General features: G+C 34.2%; 10 protein-coding genes and 1 pseudogene. 5 read left to right on the plus strand and 6 right to left on the minus strand.

Features of this window, described 5'->3' with window-relative positions; translation table 11 throughout:
• Positions 1 to 27: 27 nt before the first annotated feature.
• Together HCD_RS03715 and HCD_RS03725 are read left to right on the plus strand one after the other, a co-directional pair.
• A complete protein-coding gene (locus HCD_RS03715) occupies positions 28 to 2,502 on the plus strand; it encodes a DNA cytosine methyltransferase (RefSeq protein ID WP_014659253.1) in 2,475 nt (824 codons plus the stop codon).
• Positions 2,502 to 3,756, plus strand: a pseudogene (locus HCD_RS03725) (restriction endonuclease). The gene HCD_RS03715 and the pseudogene HCD_RS03725 overlap by 1 nt, the downstream one beginning before the upstream one ends.
• Here the strand turns inward: HCD_RS03725 and pdxA are convergent.
• Together pdxA and pdxJ are read right to left on the minus strand one after the other, a co-directional pair.
• Complete coding sequence (gene pdxA, locus HCD_RS03730; protein ID WP_014659256.1) at positions 3,740 to 4,663, minus strand: 4-hydroxythreonine-4-phosphate dehydrogenase; 924 nt, start codon at positions 4,661 to 4,663, stop codon at positions 3,740 to 3,742. The pseudogene HCD_RS03725 and the gene pdxA overlap by 17 nt on opposite strands.
• A complete protein-coding gene (pdxJ, locus tag HCD_RS03735) occupies positions 4,664 to 5,452 on the minus strand; it encodes a pyridoxine 5'-phosphate synthase (RefSeq protein WP_014659257.1) in 789 nt (262 codons plus the stop codon). It lies immediately after the preceding gene.
• Between the two features lie 131 nt (positions 5,453 to 5,583).
• Here pdxJ and wecA point away from each other — a divergent pair, with 131 nt between their 5' ends.
• Genes wecA through HCD_RS03750 form a run of 3 tightly spaced genes read left to right on the plus strand, consistent with a single transcriptional unit; the run spans position 5,584 to position 7,640 of the window.
• Positions 5,584 to 6,591 carry an undecaprenylphosphate N-acetylglucosaminyl transferase WecA gene (wecA, locus tag HCD_RS03740; protein WP_014659258.1) on the plus strand — a complete coding sequence of 336 codons (1,008 nt, stop codon included), beginning with the start codon at positions 5,584 to 5,586 and terminating at the stop codon, positions 6,589 to 6,591.
• Positions 6,591 to 7,187, plus strand: coding sequence for a phosphatase PAP2 family protein (locus HCD_RS03745; protein WP_014659259.1), 597 nt, complete (start codon positions 6,591 to 6,593; stop codon positions 7,185 to 7,187). The genes wecA and HCD_RS03745 overlap by 1 nt, the downstream gene beginning before the upstream one ends.
• A gap of 15 nt (positions 7,188 to 7,202) precedes the next feature.
• Positions 7,203 to 7,640 (plus strand): hypothetical protein, encoded by a 438-nt coding sequence (locus HCD_RS03750; RefSeq protein ID WP_014659260.1) that lies wholly within the window; start codon positions 7,203 to 7,205, stop codon positions 7,638 to 7,640.
• A gap of 54 nt (positions 7,641 to 7,694) precedes the next feature.
• On the opposite strand, the gene HCD_RS03755 is transcribed toward HCD_RS03750, so the two are convergent.
• The 4 genes from HCD_RS03755 to HCD_RS03770 all read right to left on the minus strand — a co-directional run bounded on the left by HCD_RS03755 (position 7,695) and on the right by HCD_RS03770 (position 12,344).
• Positions 7,695 to 9,206, minus strand: coding sequence for a hypothetical protein (locus HCD_RS03755; RefSeq protein WP_014659261.1), 1,512 nt, complete (start codon positions 9,204 to 9,206; stop codon positions 7,695 to 7,697).
• A gap of 677 nt (positions 9,207 to 9,883) precedes the next feature.
• Entirely contained in the window at positions 9,884 to 10,603 is a 720-nt protein-coding gene (locus HCD_RS03760) for an outer membrane protein (protein WP_014659262.1), read from the minus strand.
• A gap of 105 nt (positions 10,604 to 10,708) precedes the next feature.
• Complete coding sequence (locus HCD_RS03765; RefSeq protein WP_014659263.1) at positions 10,709 to 11,356, minus strand: methionine ABC transporter permease; 648 nt, start codon at positions 11,354 to 11,356, stop codon at positions 10,709 to 10,711.
• Positions 11,357 to 11,360: 4 nt separating this feature from the next.
• Positions 11,361 to 12,344 (minus strand): methionine ABC transporter ATP-binding protein, encoded by a 984-nt coding sequence (locus HCD_RS03770; protein ID WP_014659264.1) that lies wholly within the window; start codon positions 12,342 to 12,344, stop codon positions 11,361 to 11,363.
• Positions 12,345 to 12,362 lie beyond the last annotated feature (18 nt).

Consider the following 12,362-nt stretch of genomic DNA (forward strand, 5'->3'; position numbering starts at 1 on the left):
TTATTTTAGTCTTTAAATACCCTCTATATGCTTTCCAATAAAACTTTAACCTGTATTTCTTTATTTTCTGGGGCGGGGGTGGGGTGCTATGGACTTAGAGAAGAGGGGTTTGAATGCATTGCGACTAATGAGATTTTAGAAAAACGCTTGAATATCCAAAAAATTAATCATAAATGTAAATTTGATGAAAGCTATATCTGTGGAGATATTAAAGAGTTAGAAACCAAAGAAAAAATTTTAAAACAAATTGAGTTTTATTCTAAAAATTTTGATAATGACAGAGTTGATTTAATGATAGCAACCCCACCTTGTCAAGGTATGAGCGTAGCTAATCATAAAAAGAAAAATGATGAAATCAAACGAAACTCTTTGGTCGTTGAGAGTATTGAGCTTATCAAACAAATTAAACCTAGATTTTTTATTTTAGAAAATGTGCCTAGTTTTTATAAAACAGGTTGTATAGATAAAAATGACAATTTATTAGAAATAGGAACTATGATAGAGCAAAATTTGAGTGGTGATTATATGCTCTATAATGAAGTGATAAATTTTAAGAATTACGGAGCAAATTCAAGCCGAACAAGAACCTTAGTTATAGGAGTTTGTAAAGATTTTAAAGATTTTGTAAGCGTGTTAGAATTTTTTCCTGATTTTCAAAAAGAAAAAACATTAAAAGAAATAATTGGCTCATTAAAATCGCTTAATTGGGGCGAATTTGATAGCACAGATTTTTATCATAGTTTTAGAACTTACCCAAAGCATATGCAAGAATGGATTAAGGATTTAAAAGAAGGACAGAGTGCGTTTGATAATACAGAATTAAATAAAAAACCCCATAGAGTAATTGATGGTCAAATTGTCTTAAATGTTTCTAAAAATGGCGACAAGTATAAAAGACAAAGATATGACAGCATAGCCCCATGTATTCATACAAGAAACGACCAAATGGCTAGCCAAAACACCATCCACCCCAAAGACAATAGGGTATTTTCTATTAGAGAGCTTATGCTTTTAATGAATATTCCTAGTGGTTTTAGATGGTTGAATTTAGAACTAGAAAAATTAAACACCCTTAGTCAAAAAGAAAAAGAAAAAATTTCTAAACAAAATGAAATGAATATTAGACAGAGTATTGGAGAGGCAGTCCCTACGATTATTTTTAAGCAAGTTGCTTTAAAAATTAAAAATTTTATGTCTCAAATTCATTTAAGTTATAAAGAAATTATTAAACTTATTGACACGCACACTTTGCAAGAGCCACAAAATTTAAAGCGATTTATTTTGAAAAATAAAAATCAAATTTCAAGGGCTAGTCTAATTAGTTTAGCAGAAATGGCTAATTCTAAACGCACAGAAAAAAGTGCGTATTTTACAAACCCTTTCATCGTTAATGAAATCGCTAAGTTATTGCCAAGTTTTAAACAAGATAGTATCACAATCATAGAACCAAGTGTAGGGTGTGGAAACTTTCTAAGTGTGCTTTTCAAAAAATATGCCTCTATTGGAAAAGTTTATTTAAAGTGTATAGATATTGATAAAAACAGCTTAGAAATTTTAGAGATTTTATATAAAGATTACATTCCTAACAATTTTGAAATAGAATTAATTTGTGCGGATTTTTTAACTTGTAAATGCGATAAAGTAGATTTAATTGTAGGTAATCCCCCTTTTAGTAAAACGCTTGAAAAATTTAAAGATTGCAGTTTAAGTTTAACCAATTTAGCAGGGGTATTTTTAGAAAAATCTTTAAAATTAGCAGAGTATATCGCTTTGATTATGCCTAAAAACCTTTTAAATACTAAAGAATATGCACAAACTAGAACTAAGCTTGAAAAAAAGGGTATAAAAGCTATTTTAGATTTTGGCGAGCTTGGTTTTAGGGGGGTTTTAATAGAAACCATTGCTATTATCACACAAAAATCAAAAGAAATTTTGGTGCGCTCATTACCCCTAAATCTAAGCATAGAGCAAAAACCAAGCTATATATTTGACAAGCAATTGCCCTATTGGGTCATTTATCGTAATGCTTTTTTTGATAGTGTGTTTAACTCTATGCAATTTGGTATTTTTGATGTCTTTAGAGACAGACAAATCACTAATTCTAATTCTACCTTGATTAAAAATGATATTGCTGTGATTAAATCTCGCAACATTGATGAAAAAGGCAACATTATAAGCATTAAAAACTATGATAGTTATATCCAAAAAGAAATTTTAGATAAATTTAAAGTCTCTTCATTTTTAGATAGAGATGATGTCTATTTAACGCCCAATATGACCTATAAGCCAAGGCTTTTGAAAAAAGAAAAGGGCTATGTGGTTAATGGCTCTATGGCTATTTTAATCCCTAAAAATCCTATATCTTTAAGCAAAGAACAATGCAATTATATTTCTAGCATTGAATTTAGAGATTTTTATAAAATTGCTAGAAATTATCAAACACGCACCTTAAATATTGATAGCATGAGTTGTTGGTGGTTTGGAATTTTAAAGGATAGCTAATGAAAGAACAACAAATTATTGATTTTTTAAACTCTAAAAATTATGATATTAGAAAAACACAAAATGCAAGATGGATAGATTAGAAAATGCACCGCCGATGTGTTGTCTATCATTTCTGATTGCATTTTAGAATTTACGCAATATGATATTAAAAAATCATTTTCTGTTAAAGATATTTGGGATAGCCCTTACACACATGAAAATGTCAAAATGATTTTTTCTAAACCTGATTTAAATTCTGATTTTTCTGTGCATGAATACGATAAATTTTTTTCTCAGCCCATTAAATTATTAGCCTATAGTGGTATTTTATCTGAAACCAAAAATGGTAATAAAAATACTTATACGATACAAAATATAGAATTATTAGAGTATCTCATGCAACGAGAAACAAATGCTTTAAAGTTCCTTATTTTATACATTCAAAAGGTGTTAAGAAATAGTGGAATTTATCCTATATTTGACAATTTTTTACAAAAACAAAATAAAGAAAGTTTTATTCAACTAAAAGAAAGTTTTGTGGCTTTTACCATAAATAACACAGCTATCAATAACGCCACCGAATGCTTTAGAATTTTTACTAAAATCCTTAATCCTTTGGCTTTTTATTATGGTAAAAAAGGCACAAGAAAGGGGTATTTATCAGAAACGATTATATCAAGAGATGAACTTAATTATAATCGTATCAATTGGCGAGATGTAGGCAAAGATAAAAATATTACTAGACAAGAACACAAGCTTACGAACCCAAAAATCATCGCTAATGCTAACTATCTTGTTCAAAAAGCTAAGAAAGTTGTAAAACAATACAATGATAGATTCAATAACTCTTTTTCAGAAGTAAAACAAGAAAATGAAAACTCACAAGCTACGCAAATGCACCATATTTTTCCTGTGCAAGATTTTCCTAGTATCGCCGACTACATAGAAAATCTTATTACACTCACGCCCAATCAGCACTTTATTTACGCTCACCCTAACAATCAAACTCGTTTTATTGATAAAGATTTTCAATATATCTGTTTGTTAGCTAAAACAACTACAATTCTTAATGATATTCAAGGCATATACGATTGGAATAATTATATTTTTGTATTAAATATGGGTCTCAATACAACTCTTTTTTGTCAAGTAGGCAACGAATGGGAATTATTGCAAACGATAGATACTTTTTATACAGATTTTGATAAAAACAAATATCAAAACTTGCAATCTAAAAACGATTTAAGAGCGTTTTTTAAACCAAATAACTAATCGCATTCAAATAGCTTTTATTGCTCGCTTTGTTTTGATAAGCAATGTCAAACGCTGTGCCATGGTCAGTAGAAGTGCGTAAAATGGGGGCATTCAAGCTTACATTAATGCTTTCATCAAAATAGAGAGCTTTTAAAGGGGCTAAGCCAGCGTCATGGCTCATGCTCACATAAAAGGGTGTTATAGCCCTTCTTCTATAACTAAAAGCACTATCAGCGCTCAAAGGCCCTAGACAGCATTCAAAGCCTAGCATTTCATTACATTGTTGAATCGCTTTTAGAATCTTTTTATCTTCTTTTCCAAATAAGCCATCTTCGCCCGCATGGGGATTAAAGCCACACACCTGAATAAGTTTGGCTTGAGTGCTTTTTTGAAAGGCTAATAAAAACTTCATTAAAGCCTTAGTTTGAATAAGTTCAGAAACCTTACTTAAAGGCACATGGTCAGTGAATAGCCCCACAAAGAGCTTAGAGCACCCAAGCATCATAATGATTTCATGCTCTTTATAGCGTTGCTTTAAAAAATCGGTATGCCCCACATAAGGAATTTGGGCTTGTTGCCATGCAAGCTTGTTAATAGGCATGGTGCAAATCCCATCAACTTCTTTATTATCTGCTAACTCACAAGCTTTTTTAAAACTTTCAAAGCTATACGCCCCACTTGTTGCATCCACTTTTCCTATCGTGCTAGAATCTAGCAAAGGTAAAGGGGCGTTGATAGCAAGTGTTCTAAGAGATTTAATGTCATAGGCGTTATGAAGTAACTGGTTGGCCTGAACTAAAAGCTTGCTATCAACAATGTATAGTGGTTCACAGAGTTTGCTCACTTCTTTATGGCTTTTTAAAATTAGCTCTAAACTGATACCTTGAATATCCCCACAACTAATGGCAATTTTCTTTTTAACCATTTAGCGTTTAATGAGTTGTGCCATTTCTAAAATCGCCTTTTCTAATCCTACAAACACAGCTTTTGAGATAACGCTATGCCCGATATTAAGTTCTCTTAAGGAAGGAATTTTTAACAATTCTTTTACATTAGAATAATTCAATCCATGCCCAGCGCACACTTCAATGCCCATAAAAAACGCTTCTTTGCTCGCTCTTCTTAATTGTAAAAAAGCGTTTTGCAATTCTTCTTTCAATTCTTTAGGGCTTTTTTCTTTAAGTGAGCTTAAAGCATTAATATGATTATTAGCACTAGAGTGTAAAGCATTGTGTAAATTCGCATACACTCCGGTATGAAACTCCACTTGCTTAATCTTGTATTCTCTTGCAAAATCAAGAGCTTCTTTTAAAGGGTCAATAAATAAGGACACTTCAATACCCCTATTTTGATACGCTCTTATAGCTTTTGGCAAATCTTTTAAAGAGCAATCTAATCCGCCTTCTGTAGTAATCTCAGCCCTATTTTCAGGCACGATAGTAACCTTGCTAGGCTTGATTTTTAAAGAGCATAAAAATTCAGTGACATGAGTATTAATAGAGCATTCAATATTGATAGGCAAAAAACTATTTTCAAGCAATCTAAGAACATCTTCATTTTGAATGTGTCGCCTATCTTCTCTTAAATGAATGGTGATTAAATCCACTTTATGGGTGTTTTTAGCAATAAACAAAGCTTCTAAAATTTCAGGTTCGTAAGTCTTTCTCACTTCCCTTAAAGTAACGATATGGTCAATATTTAATCCAAAACGCATGGTTATCCTTTTATTTTAATAATAATGATTTTTGAAATTGTAACACAAAATCTACTTCTTATATCCATAAAGATTTTGTCATCAAGCTATCTTTTAAAATGCTATAATACCCAAACTAAAACCATTAAAAAGTGTTATCTGTGCTATATTTTTTAACCAGCTTCTTCATTTGCTCTCTAGTTGTCCTGTGGTCTAAAAAATCCATGCTCTTTATAGATAATGCGAACAAAATACAAGGCTTTCACCATGCAAAAACCCCACGAGCTGGGGGGCTTGGTATTTTTTTCTCTTTTGTATTAGCCTACTTTTTAGAGCCTTTGGAAATGCCTTTTAAGGGGGTTTTTGTTTTTTTAGGGTTGTTGTTAGTCTTTTTGAGTGGGTTTTTAGAAGACATTAATCTCTCACTCAGCCCAAAAACTCGCCTTATTTTACAGAGCATAGGGATAGTCTGTATTCTTTTCTCCACGCCTTTAGTAGTGAGTGATTTCTCACCCCTTTTTAGTTTGCCCTATGTTTTGGCATTTTTATTCGCTATTTTTATGCTTGTAGGCATTAGCAACGCCATTAACATCATTGATGGGTTTAACGGACTTGCATCAGGAATTTGTGTCATCACTCTTTTAGTCATTCACTATATAGAGCCCATTAGTTTTGCTTGCCTGTTAGCCTACATGGTGCTTGGCTTTATGGTTTTAAATTTTCCTTTAGGAAAAATCTTTTTGGGCGATGGGGGGGCGTATTTTTTAGGATTAGTGTGTGGGATTTTGCTCTTGCATCTGAGTTTAGAACAAAAAATCAGCGTGTTTTTTGGACTCAATTTAATGCTTTATCCGGTCATTGAAGTGCTTTTTAGTATTCTTAGGCGTAAACTCAGACGCCAAAAAGCCACCATGCCCGATAACTTGCATCTGCACACCCTTTTGTTTAAAGCGTTGCAGCAACGCTCTTTGATTTATCCTAACTCCTTGTGTGCTTTCATTCTTATTCTATGCAACTTGCCTTTTGTTTTGGTGAGCGTCTTTTTTTGTTTGAACGCCCCTGTTTTGATTGCAATAAGCTTAGTTTTTATAGCGTGCTATTTAGTAGCATACGCCTATTTAAACAGACAAGTCCATCCACCCAAAAGGCAAAAATTTTAATGAAAAAACTTAAAAGTCTTTTTTTCAGTTTGCTACTATGGGTATGTCCACTAGAGAGCAAACCCTTGAATGAAGGGGCTTATATCCTACAAGAAATTGGCGATGTGCTTCGTTTCTTGCCTATTTTTGTCGGCACGGTGAGTTTGGCTATGCGAGATTATAGGGGCTTTGGAGAATTAGCTGTAGGGACTTTAGCCGCTCAAACAGTTATCTATGGGATTAAAGGAGCTTTTAGCGCTGCACATAAAAATGGGGCTAAAGTAGAATTTGCTAAACGCCCATGCTGTAATTCATGGCGAGGCATGCCAAGTGGGCATGCTGGGGGGGTGTTTAGTGCGGCTGGGTTTGTATATTATCGCTATGGGTGGAAACCAGCCATTCCTGTTATCGCCCTTGCAATACTCACTGATGCAAGCAGAGTGGTCGCTAAAAAACATAGCGTTTTACAAGTAGTGGTAGGGAGTCTTATAGGCTGGGGAGTTGCGTATTTATTTACCACACGCTACAGACCCAAACAATGGATGCTCTACCCTGAAATCTCTAGTGATTTTAAGGGCAGTAACCGCTATGGGGTGAGCTTTTCTTATCAATGGTGAATAAAAGGTTTTAAAGTGTTAAAAAGATTATTATTAGTGTTATTGTTTTTAGGATTTTTAAGAGCAGAAGCAGATTTGGGGCATTATGAAATAATTGCCGAACTTTCAAAGGCTTTTTTGAAAGCTAAGAATGCCTTTACTATGCTTAATCAAACTCTCAAAACTTGCGTTGAAACAGAAGATGATGCCACTCAAATACGCATTCAAAGCGCTTTCTTGGGAAGTCTGTCTAGTTCAGAGCAACAATTTTATGACTACTTTGAGCAGGGTTTTAAAAGTATAGAAAATCTAAAAACCTTGCTTAAAAACATTGAATCTTTAGAGGAGTCTTCAAGCAAGATTCCATGTGCAATCCAAAAAAATGCTAAAAATTTTGAAATTCTAGATGAAGTTATGGTGCAAATCATAGATTTAGAAGAGCAAATGGATAGGTTTATTAACAACACCAAATAAGGTTGTTTTATCCCTTACTTTAACAAGCTTCATTGTAAATCATCACACAAAACTTCAAAAAGAATAAGTGAGTTGGCAACGCACCCGATACATTCTAATCTGTCCGAATAAATTCGCATAATAAAGTTGGGCTGTGAATCGGTTGCCCACCTTGTAAGCAATGCTTGGGGTAATCTCTCCAAAAGTCGCATTCTTAGTTGCTCTAAAGCCCCTATAGGCTGGATCCCAACCACGATATTGTTTTAAGTCGCTCAAATCAGTATCCCCTTCCCACAAAGTGAAGTTATTTTTACCGGTAACAAACACTAAATCCAACGCAAACAATAAATTCTTGTAGCGATAATCTAGTTGCGAATACACCGAATACATGCTTGTATTCTTAGTCGCTCCCCCACCAATAAGTCCAAAGCCCATGCTACCATGCCCTTGGCTACCATTCCATAATTTACCAGCCGTTTTTAGCCCCCCTACATTATCAATTAAACTTGCATAGCCTTGAGCAAAACTCCCAAAAGTCCCAACCATCGCATAAAACCCATGCCTTTCTACGCTCACTTGAAAATTATAAACCCCCCTACTTTGGGCTAATTCTTGTGGGGCATGACCTAGCATAGTTTCTCGCTTGACTTTATCTTTAAAATAAGTGGCTAAGAATTGCGAACGCTTAGTTTGAAACTCCGCCTTGTTATTCACTCCTGCTGTGGCTAACTGAAACAAGACATTCACAAATTGATGCTCCCCACCCCATTGATAACGATAACTAGCTTCAGTAAAAATCATGTAATCAATAAGCTTATGAGCATATAAATCATACAATTTTGCCCTAAAATGATGGCGGTTTTCAAAACCAAATTTCTTACCATACCCTACCCCACCTATCAAAAGGGCGTTCCCTATGCCAGCTCCCCAAATGCTCCCCTTTGTATTAGCTCCAAGAGTTTTCCCCCTACAATCAAAACGCCCGGTTTTAGGGTTGAGTTTGACACCAGTCAAGCTTCCTTCACATTTCACCCCATTAGTATCATAGCCAACGCCTGCACTATACAAATCGTCCGCCATCCAGCTTCCAAAAGCCGAAAAATCAAATACAAAATCCTTTAAATCCTTACTGCTAAAACTCGCCCCAATCGCTCTGTCCGTGCTTTTATCGTTAAAGGGCGTGTTTAAATTCATCTCGCCCACCTGTGCGTAAGACTTGAATAATGATTTTTTAACAAAAAGATTATTGAAACTAAAAATATCATATTGACTTTTCATTCTCACGCCCCTAGAGCCTTGAATGTCATCCCACACCTGCCTATTTTTAGGTGGCACGCCTGAACCTTGCGAAAAGAATATTCCCGAAGTGAAAGAAAAGCCCTTGTATTCACCAGTGCTTAAATCCGCCTTAATACGAAATTGAAAGCCATTTCCATTACCCGTTTTACCTCCATCCTGAGTGAAACGCCCAAAAACAAACCCATCTAAATTTGCATTTTGCACTAAATCTATTAAAGGGGTTTTAGCATTTAATACAGACACTAATAATAGTATGCCATTCAAACCCAAGAAAGCTATTCTACCCATTCGCACTTCTAACTCCTTGCTTTGGCTATTCGCACTTTAGATTTTACAATCTTGTAAATAAAAAGTTAATAAATTTTATTAAAAAAGATAGAAAATGAAAAGCACTGAAAAAAAAACTTTTTTATATTCTCTTCTTTATTGTTAAACATGATAATAAGGATTGAGTTTAAAAATTCTTTTATTTCTTAATTTTTATAATATTGGGTTGATTTTAAAAATTCTTTTTTAGTCCTATATCAAACAAATATGGATTGTTAAAAAGCGTTTATCAATACAACTTAACCCACTATTGTATTTGGCAAGAAACATCTTTTTTTTGAATCCATATAAATCACATAAAGAAACTTGCAAATCATAGCAATTGGCTTGTCAATGCAATGCCTAATAAATGGCATTTAATATCTTGCCTAGACTTAATATTAAGAACTCCAAATAATATTTAAAAATAACAAAAAGTCTTTAAGGGGATGCTTTCTTTAAAAACCTATCAATGGGTAAGCATATTTTTATACTTACAGACACTAGATTGACAGAGACAGATTTTTGTTATTACCCCCACATAATTTATTCTCAATTTAAAAAGTTTAATAGAATTCTTTAGCTCTACTAAAAATGCTTTCTATACATATTTCATTGAAAGAGAGCTAAAGATTGAGTAAGAGACCCTTTTTCAAATCTCAAAACAAAATATACAGCGCGGCATAGAATGAAACGCCACGCTTAAGTTTTTCTTGATAATCATAATGTCTATCTTTTTCCCTATATTTTAAGAATGGGGTCTCTGACATAGGAATCTTAGCTCCAACTTCTAAGCCAATATGCTTAATCATCACACTACGCACACCCACATTAAACATCCAATCAAAATGTGTTTTTTCAAAATCCGTCTGCAAAGCCCCTACAACGCTATTTAATTGCTGATTTTTGGCACTCCAAACTTCTCCTCCAATAGCCACACCCCCAAAAGCACCCAAATTAAAATAGCTAAAATTGATAATATTAACCAACAAGTCTATGCCTGCACCATAACCATAACGATTAAAGCTACTGGACCTTGAATAATTTTTGGCATATTGACCTATCTCAACACTACCAAGATCGGCTTTCGCCCAGTCAAAAAAGCCGTAATAACGCAAACCTACCCAGCCTTTTAATCCAAAGAGTTGGTTGTAACCTATGCGTGCACCAAAGCCTTGCAAGGTGGAATGGCGTTTGGTAATTAAGTCATCAAAGCCATTAGACACGCTAGAACGATACTCTTTCATGGTGCCGTTTAATGAAGCTTTCCCTAAATCATAAGTTGCACCAAGGAAAAAGGCACTCTTCTCAGCTTGTGCAACCTGAAATCCCAAAAATAATAAAAAACTTGTTTTTAATAGCGTATTGATTTTCTTCATATTAATCCTTTATTAAAAAAATAGTGTCTAAAACGACTCTGTAGTGTAGGGCAAAAAACCTTAAAATAAACTTTGATAAAATAATATATGCGTTAAATCAATATTCTAATAACCATGTCTTTTCAAGCGTTTCACCAAATAATCCCCACCGCTTTGAATGACTTGAACCAAAACAATAATAACCACTACCGCATAAAAAAGCACATCACCCCTATAAGTTTGATAACCAATCCTAATAGCTAAATCCCCTAAGCCCCCAGCTCCTAAAGCTCCAGCCATAGCCGAATAACCTATTAAAGAAATTAAAGTGATAGTGATGTTATTTACTAAAGAAGGCAAGCTCTCTAAAAGCATCATTTTAATCACTTGAAAATTAGACGCCCCTAAACTTAAAGTAGTTTCAATCTTGCCATGCCCCACTTCCATTAAAGAATTTTCAAAAAGTTTGGCGACAAAAGGAATGGCTGAAATAGCTAAAGGAATAATACTCGCACTTGAGCCAATGCTTGTGCCAATAATGAAGCGAGATAAAGGTAAAAGCAAAATAATAAGAATGATAAAAGGAAAAGAGCGAGTCACATTAATGAGTGTGTCTAAAACCTTATGCAAAAGAGGTTTGTTTAGCAAATGCCCCTTCTTACTCACCAATAATAAAACCCCCAAAGGCAAACCAAAAAGCACGGCTAAAAAACTCGCCACAAACACCATATAAAGTGTTTCTAGAGTGGCTTGAAATAACATTTGAGTTATCATATTCTCAATCCTTTATCTTTTCAACTTTTAGCCCTAAAGAATCTAAATACTCTAAAGCCCCTTGTATTTCCATAGCACTACCTAAAAACCGCACCACCAAATACCCTATATCTTTGGTTGTAAGCTCTTCAATATTGCCAGAAATAATGCTCACATCTATTTTAAAACGCTTAATCAAATTAGAAATAATAGGCTCATCTAAATGCTCTCCTAAAAATACAATGCGATAAATGTCTTGTGATTTTTTATCTACATGCTCATTTCCCACGCCAAGCAACTCTTTAGTTACGGCGTGTTTTGGGTTAGCAAAAATTTCTTCTACCGCACCTTTTTCTACGATTTTTCCGCCACTCATCACACACATCTGATTGCACAATTCTTTAACCACTTCAATATGGTGCGTAATAAAAACAATGCTTAAATCAAGCTTTTTTTGAATATCCTTTAAAAGCATCAAAATAGAATGCGTGGTTCTTGGGTCAAGGGCCGAAGTGGCTTCATCACAAAGTAGCAAACTAGGGCAATTAGCCAAACTTCTTGCAATAGCTACTCGCTGTTGCTGCCCACCGCTCAATTCTTTAGGATAAAAATGGGCTTTATCTTTTAGTCCCACTAATTCTAATAATTCATACACTCTTGATTTAATCTCTGTTTTTTTCCATTGAGCGATTTCTAGAGCAAACGCAACATTCTCAAACACATTTTTAGCACTCAATAAATTGAAATGCTGAAAAATCATGCCTATTTTTTGGCGGGCCATTTGCAATTCTTTGGGCTTTAAACTCAATAGATTGACTCCATTGACTAAAACTTCGCCAGAACTGGGGCGTTCTAAACAATTGATTAAACGAATGAGCGTGGACTTCCCCGCCCCTGAATAGCCTATCACGCCTAAAACACCGCCTTTTTCAAGCTCTAAATTTACACCTTTTAAAGCATGAAATCCATTTTCATAAATCTTCTCAATATTTTTTAATTCTACTATCATATTTATTTGACTTTACAC

Origin of the sequence: Helicobacter cetorum MIT 99-5656 (assembly GCF_000259275.1) — a bacterium.
Taxonomy (GTDB): domain Bacteria; phylum Campylobacterota; class Campylobacteria; order Campylobacterales; family Helicobacteraceae; genus Helicobacter; species Helicobacter cetorum.